This window comes from Streptomyces panaciradicis (assembly GCF_023516615.1).
Lineage (GTDB): Bacteria > Actinomycetota > Actinomycetes > Streptomycetales > Streptomycetaceae > Streptomyces > Streptomyces panaciradicis.
The window spans coordinates 153,672-172,115 of sequence record NZ_JAMGBF010000019.1 but is presented as its reverse complement, the minus strand read 5'-3'; the positions used below and the strand labels follow the sequence as shown (position 1 = coordinate 172,115).

The 18,444-nt window shown below is 73.7% G+C and carries 17 protein-coding genes; 8 read left to right on the top strand and 9 right to left on the bottom strand.

Annotated features, from left to right (window positions below):
• Positions 1-19 precede the first annotated feature (19 nt).
• The 3 genes from M8J74_RS08715 to M8J74_RS08705 all read right to left on the bottom strand — a co-directional run bounded on the left by M8J74_RS08715 (position 20) and on the right by M8J74_RS08705 (position 5,339).
• Positions 20-799 carry a calcium-binding protein gene (locus M8J74_RS08715; RefSeq protein ID WP_249835832.1) on the bottom strand — a complete coding sequence of 260 codons (780 nt, stop codon included), beginning with the start codon at positions 797-799 and terminating at the stop codon, positions 20-22.
• A gap of 186 nt (positions 800-985) precedes the next feature.
• Entirely contained in the window at positions 986-4,105 is a 3,120-nt protein-coding gene (locus M8J74_RS08710; protein WP_249835831.1) for a sacsin N-terminal ATP-binding-like domain-containing protein, read from the bottom strand.
• 307 nt (positions 4,106-4,412) lie between these two features.
• Positions 4,413-5,339 carry a DUF3027 domain-containing protein gene (locus tag M8J74_RS08705; RefSeq protein WP_249835830.1) on the bottom strand — a complete coding sequence of 309 codons (927 nt, stop codon included), beginning with the start codon at positions 5,337-5,339 and terminating at the stop codon, positions 4,413-4,415.
• A gap of 334 nt (positions 5,340-5,673) precedes the next feature.
• Here M8J74_RS08705 and M8J74_RS08700 point away from each other — a divergent pair, with 334 nt between their 5' ends.
• The 4 genes from M8J74_RS08700 to M8J74_RS08685 all read left to right on the top strand — a co-directional run bounded on the left by M8J74_RS08700 (position 5,674) and on the right by M8J74_RS08685 (position 9,184).
• A complete protein-coding gene (locus M8J74_RS08700; protein ID WP_249835829.1) occupies positions 5,674-7,098 on the top strand; it encodes an MFS transporter in 1,425 nt (474 codons plus the stop codon).
• Between the two features lie 61 nt (positions 7,099-7,159).
• Positions 7,160-7,672: a DUF2771 domain-containing protein gene (locus tag M8J74_RS08695; protein WP_249835828.1), complete on the top strand. Its 513-nt coding sequence runs from the start codon at positions 7,160-7,162 to the stop codon at positions 7,670-7,672.
• Positions 7,642-8,343: a futalosine hydrolase gene (locus M8J74_RS08690; protein WP_308406020.1), complete on the top strand. Its 702-nt coding sequence runs from the start codon at positions 7,642-7,644 to the stop codon at positions 8,341-8,343. The genes M8J74_RS08695 and M8J74_RS08690 overlap by 31 nt, the downstream gene beginning before the upstream one ends.
• Positions 8,333-9,184, top strand: a complete 852-nt coding sequence (locus tag M8J74_RS08685; RefSeq protein ID WP_249835826.1) for a 1,4-dihydroxy-6-naphtoate synthase — start codon at positions 8,333-8,335, stop codon at positions 9,182-9,184. The genes M8J74_RS08690 and M8J74_RS08685 overlap by 11 nt, the downstream gene beginning before the upstream one ends.
• A 55-nt stretch (positions 9,185-9,239) precedes the next feature.
• Here M8J74_RS08685 and M8J74_RS08680 read toward each other — a convergent pair whose 3' ends face one another.
• Both M8J74_RS08680 and M8J74_RS44445 read right to left on the bottom strand, forming a co-directional pair.
• Complete coding sequence (locus M8J74_RS08680) at positions 9,240-9,761, bottom strand: hypothetical protein (RefSeq protein ID WP_249835825.1); 522 nt, start codon at positions 9,759-9,761, stop codon at positions 9,240-9,242.
• 18 nt (positions 9,762-9,779) lie between these two features.
• Positions 9,780-10,163: a cold-shock protein gene (locus M8J74_RS44445; protein ID WP_058924654.1), complete on the bottom strand. Its 384-nt coding sequence runs from the start codon at positions 10,161-10,163 to the stop codon at positions 9,780-9,782.
• A 164-nt stretch (positions 10,164-10,327) separates the two neighbouring features.
• Between M8J74_RS44445 and M8J74_RS08670 the strand changes: the two genes are divergently transcribed.
• Positions 10,328-10,576 (top strand): hypothetical protein, encoded by a 249-nt coding sequence (locus M8J74_RS08670; RefSeq protein WP_058924653.1) that lies wholly within the window; start codon positions 10,328-10,330, stop codon positions 10,574-10,576.
• On the opposite strand, the gene M8J74_RS08665 is transcribed toward M8J74_RS08670, so the two are convergent.
• Together M8J74_RS08665 and M8J74_RS08660 are read right to left on the bottom strand one after the other, a co-directional pair.
• Positions 10,555-11,214, bottom strand: coding sequence for an HAD family hydrolase (locus M8J74_RS08665; RefSeq protein ID WP_249835824.1), 660 nt, complete (start codon positions 11,212-11,214; stop codon positions 10,555-10,557). The genes M8J74_RS08670 and M8J74_RS08665 overlap by 22 nt on opposite strands.
• Positions 11,215-11,280: 66 nt before the next feature.
• On the bottom strand, positions 11,281-12,279 hold the full coding sequence (locus tag M8J74_RS08660) for a hypothetical protein (RefSeq protein WP_249835823.1): 999 nt from the start codon (positions 12,277-12,279) through the stop codon (positions 11,281-11,283).
• A 133-nt stretch (positions 12,280-12,412) separates the two neighbouring features.
• Between M8J74_RS08660 and M8J74_RS08655 the strand changes: the two genes are divergently transcribed.
• The 3 genes from M8J74_RS08655 (at position 12,413) to M8J74_RS08645 (ending at position 17,599) form a co-directional block, all read left to right on the top strand.
• A complete protein-coding gene (locus M8J74_RS08655; RefSeq protein ID WP_249835822.1) occupies positions 12,413-14,920 on the top strand; it encodes a helicase C-terminal domain-containing protein in 2,508 nt (835 codons plus the stop codon).
• An 80-nt stretch (positions 14,921-15,000) separates the two neighbouring features.
• On the top strand, positions 15,001-15,900 hold the full coding sequence (locus M8J74_RS08650; protein ID WP_249835821.1) for a UTP--glucose-1-phosphate uridylyltransferase: 900 nt from the start codon (positions 15,001-15,003) through the stop codon (positions 15,898-15,900).
• A 55-nt stretch (positions 15,901-15,955) separates the two neighbouring features.
• Complete coding sequence (locus M8J74_RS08645) at positions 15,956-17,599, top strand: DNA repair helicase XPB (RefSeq protein ID WP_249835820.1); 1,644 nt, start codon at positions 15,956-15,958, stop codon at positions 17,597-17,599.
• Between the two features lie 10 nt (positions 17,600-17,609).
• Here M8J74_RS08645 and M8J74_RS08640 read toward each other — a convergent pair whose 3' ends face one another.
• Positions 17,610-17,990 carry a hypothetical protein gene (locus M8J74_RS08640; RefSeq protein WP_249835819.1) on the bottom strand — a complete coding sequence of 127 codons (381 nt, stop codon included), beginning with the start codon at positions 17,988-17,990 and terminating at the stop codon, positions 17,610-17,612.
• 111 nt (positions 17,991-18,101) lie between these two features.
• Complete coding sequence (locus M8J74_RS08635; protein WP_200705676.1) at positions 18,102-18,284, bottom strand: hypothetical protein; 183 nt, start codon at positions 18,282-18,284, stop codon at positions 18,102-18,104.
• Positions 18,285-18,444 lie beyond the last annotated feature (160 nt).

Below are 18,444 nucleotides of genomic sequence, written 5' to 3'. Positions count from 1 at the left end.
GCGGGGGGGGTGACGCCGCTTATCGCACGTCGACGTAGTCACCGGAGGCGCTGACCGCCGGGGTGGTCGAGGTGCCGGCGAAGGAGTACCGGAAGTAGCCGTCGGCCGTGGCCTTCGTCGTGGTCTTCAGGCTGCCCGTCGAGCTCGACGTGATGGTCTTCAGCGTCGTGTAGCTGCTGGAGCCCTTCTTGCGGAACTGCAGCTTCACCGGCTGGCCGGAGTAGCCGGCGTAGGCGCCGCTCTCCCAGTTGGCGCGGGAGAGCTTGCCGGTGACCGTGATGGTCTTGCCCTTGGTGACCGGCTCCGGCGAGGCGTCGACCGTCAGCTTCGAGGCGCGCTGGACGGAGAAGGACTTGGCGTTGTCCTTCTGGACGTAGTCCGCGTCCTTGCCCGTGGCGATCGCCCAGACCTTCCAGCCGCCGGCCACCTTGTTGATCAGGTTGTAGCCGGGCTCCATGTCGAAGGTCGACTTGCACGTCTTGGTGGTGGCGTTGACGGCGGTGCAGGTGGCGCGGTGGTCGCTGCTGTTGGCGACGGCGCCGCTGTCGGACGAGTCGATGTTCGCCCCGTGGTACAGGATCGCCTGGGCCCAGTCGACGCCGGAGGCGTCCTTGACGGTGAAGCTGACGGTGATCGTCTTCGTCGTGGTCGGTCCGACGACGACCGCCTTGCCGCCGTTCACCACGACGTTCGAGATGGTGGTGTCACCCTCGACCTCGTCGGCGTGCGCCGCGGGCACGGCGAGGGCGGAGAGGGCCAGGGCGCCGGAAAGGGCGGCCACGGTGGCACGAATACGCATGTGTTCCCCACGTGGAATGGGACCCCGGACGGTGGTCGTCCCCCGGCCGGCCGGGGCCCAAGTGATCGATGAGTCTGTTGACTCGCGTGATCAGATCCACGAGAGAAGGGAATGGTTGTACGGGAGTAAAGAATTTGTGCGGAAAATTTTGAGATCATGGACGTCCGGTTGCGGCGACGGGGTGCGTCAGTCGAACCAGCGGTCCCGGGCCAGTTCCTCCGTGCGCGAGGGGTCCTCCAGCAGGGCCGCCACCTCGAAGCGGCGCGGCCACTGGCCGGCCCCCCAGGCCAGGCCCGCGGCGACACCCTCCAGGGTGGCCGCGTGCAGGACGCCGTCGCCGGTCAGCCGCCAGTCCAACGCCACGCCGTCCACGACGAGTTCGTCGTGTTCGACGTACGTCGTCGGGGTACGGGGGCCCAGCAGCACCCGCACCGACTCCGGTACGTCGTGCTCGGCGCCCTCGGAGTCCACCACTCCCGTCACCGACTCGCTCAGCCGCCGCACCTGGAACAGCTCCGCCAGCTCGGCCGCCCGCGCGGGCCGCACCGGCAGCAGCGGCACACCCTCGGTGAAGGGCAGCAGGTCGGGCGAGTCGCACACCACCGCGTCGGCCGCGTCCACGACCTCGACCCGGCCGTCGACGACGGCCCGCAGCTCGTCGGGCAGGGTCACCTGCTCCGGGTCCAGCTCGGCCAACGCACCGTAGAGGGCGTGCAGTTGGGCGCCGGTGATCCGACGGTCGGGGTCGGCGAGGCGGTCGAGCAGTTCGGCGGCGCCGCCCGGCTCGTCGAGCAGCGCGGCGACCGACGTCCGTACGCCCAGCGCCCGCAGCACCTGCTCGTCGTCGAAGCCGGTCGCGTCGGCCTCGTCGTACAGGCCGCGCAGCAGCGGGTCGCCGCCGGAGGCCAGCAGGCCGGCGGGGCGGCGGCCGTCGAGGACCGGGTGCCCGCGCAACCACCAGGCGGTGTAGGGCCGGACGGTTTCGTGCGTGCCGTCGTGCAGCAGGATCCGCACGGGCTGCGTGAGCGCGTCCCGCAGCGGCGGCCGGGCCAGCAGGGACAGCGCCTGCGGCCACTTGTCGTCGTCCACCAGGTCCAGGTCGCGTACGGCGACCAGTTCGGTGGCGACCGGCGGCACCGGCGCGTCCGGGAAGCGGTCGAGGACGTCCTCGCTCCACACGTCCACGGCGTCGAGGAGACCCGCGTCGTCGGGCTCGGCGAAGTCGCCGTCGCGCGGCTCCAGTTCGTCCGGGTCGAGGACGACGTCCGTGGCCCGCACCAGTGCGAAGTTCGCGAGCACACCGCAGGCTGCCAGCGGCTGTTCGCCCCACCTCTCCGCCAACCCGGCATCCACGCAGGCGAGTTCGCCCTCGCGCATGACCTGGTGGAAGGGGCTGCCGGGCAGGACGAGCTCGCCCGCGGGCGCCAGTTCCCCGTCCTCGTCGTGCAGGGCCAGCGCGCCCAGCCAGGGCTCGTCGCCCGGCTCCAGCCCGGCGTCCCGCACGAGGGCGAGGACGGTGTCGGCCAGCTCCTCGGCGTCCGGCGCGTCCTGCTCCCAGTCGATGCCGCCCTCGTCGTCGAGGGAGGCGGCGACCGCGGCACGGACCTGCGGCGTGGTCAGGACGGCGCGCGCGGTCGCGGGGAGCGCGCCGAGCTTCTCCAGGAGGGGGTGGGCGGCGTCCGGGTGGGCGACCTTCAGGCCGAGGCGGGCGAGGACCTCCGGGTCGATGCGGGCCGCGTCCGGGGTGGGCAGCAGCACCTGCCGGGGGCCGATGGTGGTCCGGCCGTCGGCGAGCGGCACGGGCAGTCCGGACAGCCGGTCGGGGTCGACGCCGGCGAGGCTGTCGTAGAGCCGCCGCCACCAGCCCGGCTCCTTCTCCAGCCCGGCCAGCCGGTCCACGGCGTCCGTCAGCGGCACCCGGGCCACGCCCAGCGTCCGCAGCTCCACACGCCGTTCGAGCCCGGCGGGCAGCAGGGTCGGCAGCACCTCGGCGAGCACCCGGACCGTGTCGGCGCCGGCGCCCTCGACGACCTCGGCGTCACGGGGGCGCAGGGACTCGGGCAGGTCGGGGTCGTCGCCGGCGGGTTCGAGCGCCGGCGGGAGGAAGGAGGTGCGCGGCAGCCGCTCCAGGATCGCCGCGCGCAGGGCTCCGTCCAGCTCCCCCTTGCCCAGCGGGCCGGGGACGAGCGCGATGATCCCCTCGCCCACGGGCCGCCAGTGGGCGAGGAGTTCGGTGTAGGCGTCGGCCGCGCGCTGCACGAGGAAGTCGGTGAGCGGGCCGGGGGCGGCGTGCCGGCGGGTGGTGTCCAGCGGGAAGGACGCGATGAGCAGCGCGGGCACGCCCAGCGGCTCGTCGCTCGGCGTCGGGGCGTGCAGGACGGCGCTGGTGCGCGGGCGGCCGGGAGCGCCGTCGGGTTCGACGGGCACGGCCCAGGTCACCGACCAGTGGGGGCGCAGGCGCTCCTCCACCGGGCGGCCGGCGAGAAGGTCGGGGGTGAGGGGGCCGTGCGCGGCGGAGGTGCGCCAGCGGGTGGTGCCGCTGCCGGAGTCCTCCACGACCGTGAAGGGGCCGTCGGCGGTGCGGCTGAGGGTGCGGACGGTGTCCGTCTCCACCACGACCTCCGCGAGGCCGGGCAGGGCGAGCAGGAGGGCGTCGTCGACGGCGTTCAGCAGCCGCTCGGCGAGGTCGGTGGCGGCGGCGTCGCGCAGCGGGAGGATCACGGCCGTGTCGTACGGGTCCGGGGCGGTGCCCTCGGCGGCGAACGGCAGCCGCAGCAGCGGCACGTGCCCGTCCCGGCGGCGGATCTCGTCGCCGAGCCCGGGGCTGTGCCGGGCGGTGTCGGCGGCCAGGTCGCGGGCCTCGGCGAGGGACCAGCGCACGCCGCCGTGCCGGCCGACCACGGCGGGCTCGTCGGTGACGGCGAGGACGGCGGCGAATCCGACGCCGAACCGTCCTACGGCGCCTTCGCCGGTGTCCCGCTTGGCGGAGGCACGCAGGGTGGCCAGCGACTCGACGCCGGCCGCGTCCAGCGGGGCGCCGGTGTTGGCGGCGACGAGGACGCCCTCGCGGAGGGTGAGACGGAGCCGGCCGGGCACTCCCGCCCGGGCCGCGGCGTCGGCGGCGTTCTGGGCGAGCTCGACGACGAGCCGGTCCCGGTACCCGCCGAGGACCAGGTCCTCCTCGGCGTTGGCGTCCTCACGGAAGCGGGCGGGGCTGGTGGCCCAGGCATCGAGGACGCCTCGCCTGAGACGGGCGGTCCCGAAGGGGTCCGCGCCCTCGGCGGCGGGCCGCACGAACTTGCTCACGTTCACTCTCCTCGTCGACGTGAGCACGAAGGTACCGCCGTGAGGCACGGGACACGTCCAGGGGCCGGTCAGGCCGCCCAACCGACCTCCACCGACCGCAACCTCCACCGAGGCGACGGACGGCCCCCCGAGGATCTGCACAGCACCGACTCGACGGCCCGGCCGCCGAGGGCCCGCCCCGGCCCGCGCGGCTCCGACTCGACCACCGGCCGCCGAAGACGGGCCCCGGTCCGCGCGGCGCCGATTCGACCGACCGCCGTGCGGTCTGACTGCCCCGGGCCGGAGCGCAGTGGGGCGAGGGGGTCGGTCAGGAGTGGCCCAGTTCCGCTGTGTCCTCGTCCGGGAGGAGGGAGACCGAGCCGGAGTCGGCCGAGGGGCGGAGGGGGAAGGGGTCGACCCTGGTCTCGTCGATCACCGGCGGGGGCGGGACCGGGGGCTTGGGCATGACCGCCGCCTCCGAGTGGCCGCCGCAGCCGTAGGCGAGGGAGACCACGCGGCCGTCCGCCGGGGAGAACTCGTTCGCGCAGACGCCGAAGGCCTGGCCGAGCGAGCCGCCGATCGGCTGCAGGAAGCCGCAGCTGACGCAGGCCGCGGGGGCCGCCTGGGCCATCGGCGTCTTCGCGCCGTACGCCTCCTCCCAGCGGTCCGCGGCGATGTGCAGGCCGTAGCGCGACAGGACCCGGGCCCGGCGCATGCCGAGTTCCTCGGCCACCGACGCGATCGTGCCGCGGATCGGGACGACCGGAAGGTTCGCCGGGGTGCCCCCGGTGACCTCCGCGTCCTCCGCCTCGACCAGCTCCGCCATCTCCTCGGAGACCGGGGAGGCCGGCGGCGGCTCGTCCTCGCCGGAGTAGCCGGGCTCCAGGCGCAGGTCCTCGGCGTCCGTGGGGAGGAGATCCCCCGGGCCCATGTCGCCGGGGCGCAGGCGCTCGCTCCACGGCACCCACTCCGGGGCGAGCAGCGCGTCGGGCCCGGGCAGCAGGACGACCTCGTCCAGGGTCACGATCTTCGCGCGGGACGCGCGCGCCACCGTGACCGCCCAGCGCCAGCCGCGGTACCCGAGCTCCTTGCACTCGAAGAAGTGCGTGACGACCCGGTCTCCCTCGGAGACCAGTCCGGAGTGCTCCCCCACCACGCCGGGCGCGGCGGCCTCCTCGGCTGCGGCGCGGGCGAGGTCGACGGCCTCGGCACACAGGCGGTCGGGGGTGCGGCTTCGCGTTGTCGCTGCGCTCACAGGTATCGCTTCTCTCCTACGCCGTCACTCGGGTGCGCCGGCCTGAAGGCGGCGGGAGCGGACGGAGCGGACCGAAGGACCGCGTCGACGTCCACGCCCGATCGCGCTCGGGCGCACCTCATGCATCCATTCTGCGGGATGTCGTTGAGGCGCGCGGCCGAGAACGTTCGCCACGACGCGCTACGCACGCTACCTTCTCGCGACCTCCTGGCCTACACCGACGGGACGTTTGGCCCCGTCCACTCGTCCCGCGATGGTCCCGCGACGCGCGAAGTACGCGGCCATACGCGCGGTAACCGCACTACACACGGCTTTCTCGGGGCACTATGACGGGGTGGCAGCCGCAAGGACGCCCCAAGGAGCCACCGGGGTCGGTGGGATCAAGGGCAGCAGTCGTGGTGGCGGTTCGGGCCGGTTCGGCGGGTCCGTCCGCGCCGTCGGGCGTGCCCTGCACTTCCCGGTGACCGGGACCGCCCGGGGCATCAGACGGGCCACGCACGCGCACGGCGCGGGCGAGTCGGGTCTCGGCAAGCTGATCGAACTGCACGCCGTGAACGGCGCCGGCGATCTGATGATCACCATCGCGCTGGCCTCCACCGTCTTCTTCTCCGTGCCGACGGACGAGGCCCGCGGGCGCGTCGCGCTCTACCTCGCGATCACGATGGCGCCGTTCACCGTGCTCGCCCCCGTCATCGGACCGCTCCTGGACCGGCTTCCGCACGGCCGCCGCGCCGCGATGGCCGCCTCCATGCTGGCCCGCGCCCTGCTCGCGCTGATCATCGCCAGTGCCGTCTCCACGGGCAGCCTGCAGCTGTATCCGGCGGCGCTCGGCGTGCTGGTCGCGTCGAAGGCGTACGGCGTGGTCAGAAGTGCCGTGGTGCCCCGGCTGCTTCCGCCGCGCTTCTCGCTGGTGAAGGCCAACTCCCGCGTCACCCTCGGCGGTCTCCTCGCCACCGGCGTGGCCGCCCCCATCGGCGCCGGGCTGCACGCCATCGGACCGCGCTGGCCGCTGTACGGCGCCTTCGTGATCTACATCTGGGGCATGTTCCTGTCCTTCACGCTGGCCCCCAAGGTCGACTCGGCCAAGGGCGAGGACATCGCGCTGCTCGCCGCGGACGAGGCGCACCTGCACGGCCCGCACCGGCAGCCCGTCAAGCGGCCCGGCCTGCGGACCGTCGGCCTGGCGGTCACGCACGCGCTCGGCGCCAACGCCGCCCTGCGCTGGCTGTCCGGCTTCCTGACCTTCTTCCTCGCGTTCCTGCTGCGCGAGCACCCGCTGACCGGCTCCAGCGCGGCCGTGTCGCTGGGCATGGTGGCGGTCGCGGCCGGCGCGGGCAACGCGCTCGGCACGGCCGTCGGTGCGTGGCTGCGGCAGCGGGCCCCGGAGATCATCATCGTCACCGTGCTGGCCGTGGTGCTGGGCGCGGCGATCGTCGCGGCGATCTTCTTCGGCGCGTTCCTCGTGGCGTGTCTCACAGCGACGACCGGCTTCTGCCTGGCGCTGGCCAAGCTGTCCCTGGACGCGCTGATCCAGCGGGACGTGCCGGAGCTGGTGCGCACCTCGGCGTTCGCGCGCTCGGAGACCATGCTGCAGATGGCCTGGGTGCTGGGCGGCGCGATCGGCATCGTGATGCCGCTCAACGGCACGGCGGGGCTGTGCGTGGCCGCCGCGGTCCTCGCCGCTGGGTGGCTGACGACGGTGCGGGGGCTGCTGACCTCGGCCCGGCACGGGGGCGGGAGCAAGCCCCGCGTGGCGTAACACACAGGCACGTCGCACCCCAGGTAAGGAGAGCGTCAGGCGCTCCCTATAGCCTTCCGCCATGACCTCCATGCCACGCGGCGGAGCCGCACATGTCCGCGCCGTTGTGCGACGCCGCCGTGCCGTCGCCGCCGCCGGCGCCGTTTCCGCCGGACTGCTCGTCCTGTCGGCCTGCGACAAGCCGACCCCGCTGTCGACGGTCACGGTCGGCCGTTCCTCGGTCAGCTCGGAGGCCACGTGCGGTGGTGAGAGCAAGAACCTGAACGCCATGGACCTGGCGAAGTGCCTGAAGGACTCCGACATCAAGTCCATCAAGGTCGACCCCGACGAGACGGTCCGCTTCGGCGTCGACCCGAAGATCGCCGACAAGCGGTGGACGATCCTGATGAACGGTCAGCCGCTCACCGAGGACAGCGACAAGACCTACCGCACCATCCCCGGCAGCGTCTTCTTCAACCAGCAGTACGGCGCCACGGGCAACTCCACGCTGGTGTCCATCAAGGCCGGCGACGGCAAGAAGAGCGGCACGGGCGTGACGGGCCTGTGGTCGTTCAAGCTGAAGAAGGACGACTGATCACGTCTGCCGTACGTGTCCTGGTGGCCACCGCCGTCCCGGCCGAACGGGACGCGGTGGCCGGGGCGTTCGCCGGCGACGCGGTGACGGTGATCGCCGCCGGGGTGGGGCCCGCCCTCGCGGCCGCCTCCACCGCGACCGCGCTGACCACCGCCGCCCTCGAAGGCGCCCCCTACGGCCTGGTCGTCTCGGCCGGCATCGCCGGCGGCTTCCCGCCCGAGGCGCCCGTCGGCTCGCTCGTCGTCGCCGACGAGATCACCGCGGCCGACCTCGGGGCGGAGACGGCCGACGGGTTCGTGCCGGTGACGGAGCTCGGCTTCGGGACCGTCACCCACCGTCCGCCGGAAACACTCGTACGAGACATCGTGAGCGCCACCGGCGCACGCCCCGGCGCCGTCCTCACCGTCTCCACGGTCACCGGCACCGCCGAGCGGGCCGCCGAGCTCCGCGCCCGCCACCCTCGTGCGCTCGCCGAGGCGATGGAGGGCTTCGGGGTGGCCGAGGCGGCCGCCGCCCACCGTGTGCCCGTGCTGGAGATCCGGGCGGTCTCCAACCCCGTCGGCCCGCGCGACCGCGCCGCCTGGCGCATCGGCGACGCCCTCGCCGCCCTGACGGCGGCCTTCGGGAAGCTCGGGCCCGTCCTGGAGAGTTGGAACCCGTATGACCAGTGAGCAGCCCCTGCGGATCGCGTACTCGCCCTGCCCGAACGACACCTTCGTCTTCGACGCCCTCGCCCACGGCCGGGTGCCCGGCGCCCCCGCCCTCGACGTGACCTTCGCCGACATCGACGTCACCAACGGCATGGCCGAGCGCGGCGAGTTCGACGTGCTGAAGGTGTCGTACGCGGTGCTGCCGTACGTCCTCGACGAGTACGCCCTGCTGCCGTGCGGCGGTGCGCTGGGGCGGGGCTGCGGGCCGCTGGTGCTCACGCGGGAGCCCGGGGCCGACCTCACGGGGCGCACGGTCGCGGTGCCGAGCGAGAAGTCGACGGCGTACCTGCTGTTCCGGCTGTGGGCGGCGGACACCCTGCCGGGCGGGGTGGGCGAGATCGTCGTCCTGCCCTTCCACGAGATCATGCCCGCCGTGCGGGACGGGAAGGTCGACGCCGGTCTCGTCATCCACGAGGCGCGCTTCACGTACCGGAACTACGGGCTGCACAAGCTCGCGGACATGGGCGAGCACTGGGAGGACACCACCGGGCTGCCCATCCCTCTGGGCGCGATCATCGCCAAGCGGTCGCTGGGCGCGCCGACGCTTCAGTCGCTGGCCGCGTCCATTCGTACGTCCGTGCGGGCTGCGTGGGACGCGCCCGAGGTGTCCCGGCCGTACGTCATGGAGCACGCGCAGGAGATGGACCCGGCCGTCGCCGACCAGCACATCGGGCTGTACGTCAACGAGTTCACGGCCGACCTGGGCGACGACGGGTACGCGGCGGTACGGGGGTTGCTCACGCGGGCGGCGGCCGAGGGCCTGGTCCCGGCGCTGGGACCGGAGGCGCTGGCTTTCCCGTGACGGCGCCCACCGGGGTGCCGCGGCCGGCCGTCGGGCGGCCGCGGGCTCGTCGGGGCTAGTCGCGCCGCTCCTCGCGCCCCTTGAGAGCCTCCTGGTCACCGTCTGCGAGAGGCGTGCGGGGTGGCCAGTGGGCCAGGGAGAGCATGGAGAAGACCTTGCGCAGGAGGAAGACGGCCAGCGGGACCTCCACGACCACCGCGAGGGCCGCCGAGAGCCACACGTCCGGCGTGCCCAGCGCCAGGGACACGTCGAACCAGGCGTCGCACAGCAGCAGCGCCGCGGTCGCGGTGGCCGCCACGGCGACCGCGCGGTGGCGGCGCCAGCCCAGGACGGCGGTGCTCGCCATCGAGAGCACCAGCAGGGCGTCGAAGCCGACCCAGGCCGTGCGCCACTGGCGGACCGTGTAGCCGCTGGGCAGCGTGAACCACAGCAGGATCGTCCACGGGACCAGGCCGACGGCGGAGACCGTGAGCAGCTCCAGGGTCTGGCGTCGCTGCCGCCGGATGCGTTCGAGCAGCTCGGCGGACGGGGCCCCGGTGGTGGCCCCGGCGCCGGAGTCGGTCCGTGTCTCGCCCATGCCGGCCGGTCCGCGGTGTTACACGTCGAGTTGGTCGGCGACCGCGCGCAACAGACCGGCGATCTTCTTTCCGGCGGTCTTCTCCGGGTAGCGGCCCCGCTCGAGCATCGGCGTGATGTTCTCGAGAAGAGTCGTCAAATCCTGGACGATCGAGGCCAGTTCGTCCGGCTTCTTGCGGGTGGCCGCCGCGACCGACGGGGTCGGGTCCAGAACCGTCACCGAGAGGGCCTGGTCACCGCGCTGTCCGGCGACCACGCCGAACTCCACTCGCTGACCGGGCTTGAGCGTCTCCACTCCGGCGGGAAGGACCGAGGAATGGACGAAGACGTCACCGCCGTCGTCACGGGAGAGAAAGCCGAAGCCCTTCTCGCTGTTGAACCACTTGACCTTGCCGGTAGGCACGTCTGTCCTCGTCCTCGTACTCGTCGGAAAACTGCTTCGGAAACGGCTCTTGATAGCACTCGGGCGGGTCGTCGCGGACCCGCCGGTACCAAGGCTAATGGTCTTCAGGCGGGTGACAAGACGTCGCCGGGTTGTTCCTTCGCGCTGGGAACTACCCTGGTCCGGTGCGTGACAAAACCCAAACGAATTCCGCCGCGCCCGGTGACCGACTGATCCGTGCCGGAGCCATCGTGTTCTTCATCGGCGCCGTGGCCACTCTGGTCACGGTGGCTCCACTGCTTCTGCACGCGAAACCATTTCCCACGTTCATGTTCGGACTGAGCATGCTCATGGGTGTCGGCTTCCTGATCGCCGCCGCCGGAGTGCTGCGTTCCATCGCGGCCGGACGGCGTCAGGCGCGGGCGGGCCGATAGGAGCCGGACCGGTCGTATTCGGCCAGCCACGCCGGGAATTCCGTGAGATCCCCGAGGACGACGTCGGCCCCCGCCGCCGTCAGTTCCTCCGCGCTGCACGGCCCGGTCGCCACGGCCACCGACAGGGCCTCGGCCGTGCGCGCCCCGCGCACATCGCCGGTGTGGTCGCCGACGTAGACCCCGGCGGCGTGCTCGCGCAGCGCCAGGGCCTTCCCCTCGGCCCACAGGTCACCGACCAGTTCGTCGGGCCGGATGCCGAGGTGCTCCAGGTGCAGCCGGGCGTTCGGCTCGTACTTGGCGGTCACGACGATCGCCCGTCCGCCGGCCGCCCGCACCGCGTCGACGGCCTCGCGCGCGCCGGTCATCGCGGGCGTCGCGGCGATCGCGATCGCCGGGTACATCGACCGGTACAGATCGGCCATCTCCTCGATGCGCTCCGCCGGGAACCAGTTGACCAGTTCCTCGGCCAGCGGCGGCCCGAGCCGGGTGACCGCGAGGTCGGCGTCGATGTACGTCCCCGTCCGCTCGGACAGCGCCCGGTAGCAGGCGTGGATGCCGGGCCGGGAGTCGATGAGGGTCATGTCGAGGTCGAAGCCGACGGTGAGGGCGGGCTGGGTCGTGGTGGCCATATGGGCCATTGTGCCGGGCCCGTACGACGGCCGGGCGACCGCCCGGTGTGACCTACACGTACATCGTCCGCACGCCTACGCCTTGCGCTGCGAGCGCCAGACGACGTACAGCGCCGACAGCACCGCCGCGCCCCGTACCACCCACGGCCAGGTCTGGGAGATCGCGTCGTTCATGTGGCCCTGCGCGATGGGGTCGCCCCAGCGGCCGTCGTTGCGGCCCCACAGCCACACCACTCCCGCCGTCACCGCCAGGCCCGGCATGCCGGCGACCGCCCACTTGGACTCGTTCTGGGTCAGGCGGCGGGAGGCGTAGGCGATGAGCCAGCCGAGCAGCAGGGCGAACCAGTTGCCGAGGATCGCGCCGGCGACGAGCAGTCCGGCGGCGATCAGCAGGAGCGGGTTGCTCCAGCGGCCGGAGGGGAGCGCAAGGAACCGGCGGCGGGCGGCGACGGGCGCCACGGCCTCGGGCACGGCCTCCGGCACGGGCTCCACGGTCTTCTCGGCCGCGGGCTCCGGCTCCCGCTCCTCCTGCGGGCGTGGGGCCCTGAGCAGGTCGGGGATCTCCACACCGCCGGTGAACCCCGGAGGCAGGCTGTCGCCGAAGCGGGTGCCGTCCACCCGCCACCAGTCGGGCCGGGTCGCGCTGCCGCCGAGTTCGTGCGCGCCGGCGAGGTGCGGCGGGGTGGGTGCGTCGGCGGGGGCGGACGGCTTGTCCAGGGGCACCGGTCCGCTCGGGCGCGGGCGCGGCACGACCCGGCGCAGGCCCTTGCGCGGCTCCTCCGCCGCCGGTTCGTCGTCCCGCTGCACCGGCACGTGCGTGGGGGTGGCGTCGGCTCCCGCGGAAGGGGTGCCACCGGCCGCCGTGACGACCTCGTCGGGGCTGCCGAGCCGGTTGATGATCCGGCGCACCGCGGCCGGGCTGTCGACGGTGGCCTTGGCCCGCCGCCGGTCGATCTCGTTGCGCAGCTCCGAGACCAGCCGCATCCGCGCGGCCGAGGGCAACTGCCGCTGCTGCGCCACGTCGCCGACCCGGCTCAGATACTCGTAGACGACCTTGTCGCTCTCGATACCCACGAAGTCCCCTCCGGGGCGGGTGCGTTGGATACCCCGTCGCGACGACGGTAGCGCAGGTGAACACCCCGTTCTCCGCCCGTCCGCCCCTTTCGTAGCGGAACGCCCCCATCTCGTACCCGCTAACGTGGGTCAGATGAGCACCCCCGGCCCACGTTCCCTCGCAGAGGCGCTCCGGCTCAGGGACGACGCCTCCCTGTCGGAGCTGCTGCGTGCCCGCCCCGATCTCATCACCCCCGTGCCCACCGATCTCACGCAGCTGGCCACCCGGGCCGGCACCCGGGCCTCGGTCGTGCGCGCCCTGGAACGACTGGACCGGTTCGCGCTGCAGACGGCGCAGGCGCTGGCGGTCGCCGGGGACCCGGCGTCGTACGGGGAACTGCTCGGCCTGATGACCGGCGACCGGGGCGAGCCGGCCGTCGCCGCCGCGCTCCCCCGTGCCCTGGGCACCCTGCGCGCGCAGGCGCTGGTGTGGGGCGACGACGAGCGGCTGCGGCTGGTGCGGACGGCCCGCGAGCTGCTCGCGCCCTCTCCGCAGCACCCCTCCCCGACGGGGCTCGGGCCCACGGTGCAGGAGGCCACGGCGGGCATGTCGCCGGGCCGCGTCCAGGAGATCGTGACGAAGGCGGGCCTGGCCACGACGCACGACTCGGTCTCCGCCGTCGCCGCGCTGACCGGTCTGTTCAGCGACCGCGCGCGCATGGCCGCCCTGCTCGCCGAGGCGCCCGCGGAGTCCCGCGAGGTGCTCGACCGGCTGGTGTGGGGGCCGCCGTACGGCCAGGTCACCGCCGACCCGGCGCCCCGGCTGCGCTGGCTGCTGGACCGCGGGCTGCTGCTGCCCACCGCGCCCGGCACGGTCGTGCTGCCCCGCGAGGTCGCCCTGCACCTGCGCGCGGGCCGCGCGCACCGCACGACCGAACCGATGCCGCCCGCCCTGGAGGCGACGGCCGTGCACCGTCCACAGGTTGTGGACACGACGGCGGCCGGTCAGGCGTACACCGCGCTGGCCACCGTCGAGGAGCTGCTCAAGGACTGGGACGAGGGCGGCCCCGCCGTGCTGCGCGCGGGCGGGCTGAGCGTGCGGGACCTCAAGCGGACCGCCGTCGCCCTCGACGTCGCCGAGCCCGTCGCCGCCTTCTGGGTCGAACTCGCCTACGCCGCAGGGCTGTTGGCGTCCGACGGGGAGGCCGACGAGCGGTTCGCGGCGACCCCGGCGCACGACGAGTGGCTGCAGCAGCCCGCCGACCTGCGCTGGACCAGGCTCGCGGAGGCGTGGCTGACGGCGACGCGGACGGCGGGGCTGGTGGGCGGGCGGGACGCGAAGGACCGCACGCTGTCGGCGCTGGGCCCCGGCCTCGACCGGTCCGCCGCGCCGGAGGTGCGCCACCGGGTGCTGACCCTGCTGGCCGGACTGCCGCAGGGCGCGGTGCCGTCGGCGGAGTCGGTGCTGGCCCGGCTGGCCTGGGAGCGGCCGCAGCGCCGCGAGGACGACCTGCGGGCCCGGCTCGCCCGCTGGACCCTGTCGGAGGCGGAACTGCTCGGGGTGACCGGGCGCGGAGCGCTCTCCGCCCACGGCCGGGCCCTGCTGGGGGCCCCGGCGCCAGCCGCCGACAAGGCGGCGGAGCCCTCCGGACCCGGCGACAAGCTCCCCGTGCACCACACGCCGGTCGTCGTGGAGCCCCTCTCCCCCGCCGAGCAGGCAGTCGCCTCCGCGGCCGCCGCCCGGCTGCTCGCCCCGCTGCTGCCCGACCCCCTCGACCACGTGCTGCTCCAGGCCGACCTCACGGCCGTGGCGCCCGGCCCGCTGCAGCGGCCGCTCGCCGCCATGCTCGGGGTGCTCGCGGACGTCGAGTCCAAGGGCGGGGCGACCGTCTACCGGTTCACGCCCGGCTCCGTGCGCCGCGCTCTGGACGCCGGGCAGGCCGCCGCCGACCTGCACGCCTTCCTCGCCGCGCACTCCCGTACGCCGGTCCCGCAGCCACTGACCTACCTCATCGACGACGTGGCCCGCCGGCACGGGCACCTCAGGGTCGGCGCGGCCTCGGCGTACGTGCGCTGCGACGACGACGCCCTGCTCAACGAGATCATGGCCGACAAGCGGGCCGCCGCCCTGCGCCTGCGCCGCCTCGCCCCCACCGTGCTCGCCGCCCAGGCCGATCCGGCCGCCCTGCTGGAGGGCCTGCGCGCGATGGGCTTCGCGCCGGCCGCCGAGTCCGCCGAGGGCGACGTCCTGATCACCCGCGCCGACGCCCACCGCACCCCGCCGCGCACACCCCCCGAGCCGGTCCCCGACGGCCCGCCCACCCCGGACGCCACCCTGCTCGCGGCCGCGATCCGCGCCATCCGGGCCGGTGACCTGGCCGCCACGGCCCCGCGCAAGCCCACCGCCGCCCCGCTCGCCGGCGGCGACCTGCCCCGTACCGGCTCCGCCGAGACCCTCGCCACCATGCAGGCGGCCGTACTGACCGGCGAGGCGCTGTGGATCGGCTACGTCAACGCCGAGGGCGCCGCCAGCCAGCGCGTCATCGCCCCCATCCGCGTCGAGGGCGGCTTCGTGACGGCGTACGACCACACCGCGGACGAGGTGCGCACGTACCCGCTGCACCGGGTGACGGGGGTGGCCGAACTCGCCGACGAGGCGTGAACCCGACCTCCGCATGCCTCCGCGCGGCCCGGCAGGGGCAGTGTCCTGACGGACCACGACCGACGAAAGGGACGGACCCCATGGCCACGACGATCCGCCGCGCAGTCATCCCCGCCGCCGGGCTGGGCTCCCGCCTGCTCCCCCTCACCAAGGCGATCCCCAAGGAGATGCTGCCGGTCGGCGACAAGCCGGTCATCGAGCACACCGTGCGCGAGCTGGTCGCCTCCGGGATCACCGACATCACGATCGTCGTCTCCGGCGGCAAGGGCCTGATCCAGGACCATTTCCGGCCGAATCCCGCGCTCGTCGCCCAGCTGCGGGCGGACGGCAAGACGGCCTACGCGGACGCCGTGGAGGAGGTCGCCGAACTGTCCCGGCGCGGCCACATCACCTACCTCGACCAGCACGGCCCGTACGGCAACGGCACCCCCGTGCTCAACGCGGCCCGCAACGTCGGCGACGAACCCGTGCTCGTCCTGTGGCCGGACGACGTGTTCGTCGCCGAGGTCCCGCGCGCCCAGCAGCTCATCCGCGCCTACGAGGCCACCAGCTGCCCCGTCCTCGCCCTGCTCCCCATGGACCCGGCCGACTCCCAGCGCTACGGCGTCCCGCGCGTCAAGGAGGACCTGGGCGACGGCCTGCTGCGCATCACCGGCCTGGTGGAGAAGCCCAAGCCGCAGGACGCGCCCTCCGCCTTCGCGGCCATCGGCGGCTACGTCATCACCCCGGGGATCGTCGAGGAACTGCGCAAGCAGACCAGCGCCTGGTACGAGCACCGCACCGGCGAGATCTACCTCACCGACGCCATCAACGCCTACGCCGCCACCAAGGCCGCCTACGGCCAGGTCATCCAGGGCCGCTGGTACGACACCGGCAACCCGCTGGCCTATCTGACCGCCCAGTTCGCCCACGCCCTCGCCGACCCCGAGTACGGCCCCCACCTGCGCCGGCTGGCGGAGCCGACGGCCGACCGGCCCTGATCGCCCGCGATTGAGGCACACTGGACGTTTGGCCGTGCGGAAGGGAAGTGCGTAGGTGAACGGTCCTCTCATCGTCCAGTCCGACAAGACCCTGCTCCTGGAGGTCGACCACGAGCGGGCCGACGAGTGCCGTCGTGCCATCGCGGTCTTCGCGGAGCTGGAGCGGGCGCCCGAGCACATCCACACCTACCGGATGACTCCGCTGGGGCTGTGGAACGCGCGTGCCGCCGGGCACGACGCCGAGCAGGTCGTCGACGCGCTGGTGCAGTTCAGCCGCTACCCGGTGCCGCACGCCCTGCTCGTGGACGTCGCCGAGACGATGGACCGCTACGGCCGGCTGACGCTGAGCAAGGACCCCGCGCACGGCCTGGTGCTGACCACCACCGACCGGCCGGTGCTGGAGGAGGTGCTGCGCTCCAGGCGCGTCGCGCCGCTGGTCGGGGCCCGCATCGACCCCGACACCGTCGCCGTGCACCCCTCCGAGCGCGGGCAGATCAAGCAGACCCTGCTGAAGCTGGGCTGGCCGGCCGAGGACCTCGCCGGGTACGTCGACGGCGAGGCGCACCCGATCGAGCTCGCCGAGGACGGCTGGGCGCTGCGGCCCTACCAGAAGCAGGCGGTGGAGAACTTCTGGCACGGCGGCAGCGGGGTCGTCGTGCTGCCCTGCGGGGCCGGCAAGACGCTGGTGGGCGCCGGGTCGATGGCGCAGGCCAAGTCCACGACGCTGATCCTCGTCACCAACACCGTCTCCGCCCGGCAGTGGAAGCACGAGCTGGTGAAGCGGACCTCGCTGACCGAGGACGAGATCGGCGAGTACAGCGGGACCCGCAAGGAGATCCGGCCCGTCACCATCGCCACGTACCAGGTGCTGACGACGAAGCGGAAGGGCGTCTATCCGCACCTGGAGCTGTTCGACTCCCGGGACTGGGGGCTGATCGTCTACGACGAGGTGCACCTGCTGCCGGCCCCGGTGTTCAAGTTCACCGCCGACCTCCAGGCGCGGCGCCGGCTCGGGCTGACGGCGACCCTGGTGCGCGAGGACGGCCGTGAGTCGGACGTGTTCTCGCTGATCGGCCCCAAGCGGTTCGACGCTCCGTGGAAGGAGATCGAGGCGCAGGGCTACATCGCCCCGGCCGACTGCGTGGAGGTCCGGGTCAACCTCACCGACTCCGAGCGGCTCGCGTACGCCACCGCCGAGCAGGAGGAGAAGTACCGCTTCTGCGCGACCACCGCGACCAAGCGGAAGGTCACCGAGGCGCTGGTACGCCGCTTCGCCGGGCAGCAGATCCTCGTCATCGGCCAGTACATCGACCAGCTCGACGAGCTGGGCGAGCACCTGAACGCGCCCGTCATCAAGGGCGAGACCTCCAACGCCCAGCGCGAGAAGCTCTTCGACGCCTTCCGCGAGGGCGAGATCAGCGTGCTGGTGGTGTCGAAGGTCGCGAACTTCTCCATCGACCTGCCGGAGGCGACGGTCGCGATCCAGGTGTCCGGCACCTTCGGTTCGCGCCAGGAGGAGGCCCAGCGGCTGGGGCGGGTGCTGCGGCCGAAGGCCGACGGCCACCAGGCGCACTTCTACTCGGTGGTCGCCCGGGACACCATCGACCAGGACTTCGCCGCGCACCGGCAGCGGTTCCTCGCGGAGCAGGGGTACGCCTACCGGATCGTGGACGCCGACGAGATCCTGGCGGGGGGCTGAGGCCTCGCCGTCAGGGGGCGGGCAGGGTGAACACCATCAGCAGGACGAACAGCGCCGGGAGCAGGGCGGCGACGGCGGCGAGGACGCGGACGGGCAGCCAGCGCGGCTGCCAGGGCAGGACCCAGGCCGCCAGCAGCGCGGCGACGGTGGGCAGGGTGCCGTACTCGAGGGTGCCGTAGATCAGGTTCAGGTGCGTGGTGAGTGCCGGCGAGCAGTCGTCGGGGCCGCAGGCGTCCGTCGCCATCGCGGACAGGCCGCCGAAGAACACCGCTGCGGGTCCCAGGAACACCAGGAGGACCGTCGCGACCAGTGGCGCGATCCAGGCCCTGGGGTCCCGCCCGGCCGGGTCCGCGGAGGCCGGGGGCTGTGCCGCGAAGTGCTGTGTGGTCATACGGGCAGTGAACCGGGGCGCCGCGGGGCGGGGCACCGGTGCGGATACTCATCCCGCGGGTGGTCACCTACTCAGGTGGCCGAGCGGCCGGATGGCCTCGGGTCCCGCGGCTCACTTGCGGCGGACGCCCGCTTCCTCGCCGTACTCGCCGAGTATGACGACGTCGAAGGCGGCGCCGGCGAAGACCCGGATCGCGCGGAGGGCGTTGCCGAGGCGGTGGGTGCCGTGGAGGTCGGAGACGGGGGTCGCACCGGACGGGCGACCGGGGGCCGGGGTGATGGTCGCTGCACTCATGTATCCATGGTGGCGTCCCGGACATAAGGAGAGCATCGGCCCAAGGTCCCCACTTGCTGTGATACCTGGGTACCCCCTGTGGGCGAGCGCCTCCACCCGGGGAGGGAAGGGTGAACCCCTAGGGGGAGCCGGGATGCGAGCCGGGCCGGCCGGGCGGGCC

Bases quoted from the DNA above. Each gene is read 5' to 3' on its own strand.
- M8J74_RS08685 (WP_249835826.1), top strand. From the start codon at position 8,333: ATGACCAGTGAGCAGCCCCTGCGGATCGCGTACTCGCCCTGCCCGAAC.
- M8J74_RS08655 (WP_249835822.1), top strand. From the start codon at position 12,413: ATGAGCACCCCCGGCCCACGTTCCCTCGCAGAGGCGCTCCGGCTCAGG.
- M8J74_RS08635 (WP_200705676.1), bottom strand. From the start codon at position 18,284: ATGAGTGCAGCGACCATCACCCCGGCCCCCGGTCGCCCGTCCGGTGCG.
- M8J74_RS08640 (WP_249835819.1), bottom strand. From the start codon at position 17,990: ATGACCACACAGCACTTCGCGGCACAGCCCCCGGCCTCCGCGGACCCG.
- M8J74_RS08715 (WP_249835832.1), bottom strand. From the start codon at position 799: ATGCGTATTCGTGCCACCGTGGCCGCCCTTTCCGGCGCCCTGGCCCTC.
- M8J74_RS08695 (WP_249835828.1), top strand. From the start codon at position 7,160: ATGACCTCCATGCCACGCGGCGGAGCCGCACATGTCCGCGCCGTTGTG.
- M8J74_RS08665 (WP_249835824.1), bottom strand. From the start codon at position 11,214: ATGGCCCATATGGCCACCACGACCCAGCCCGCCCTCACCGTCGGCTTC.
- M8J74_RS08650 (WP_249835821.1), top strand. From the start codon at position 15,001: ATGGCCACGACGATCCGCCGCGCAGTCATCCCCGCCGCCGGGCTGGGC.
- M8J74_RS08680 (WP_249835825.1), bottom strand. From the start codon at position 9,761: ATGGGCGAGACACGGACCGACTCCGGCGCCGGGGCCACCACCGGGGCC.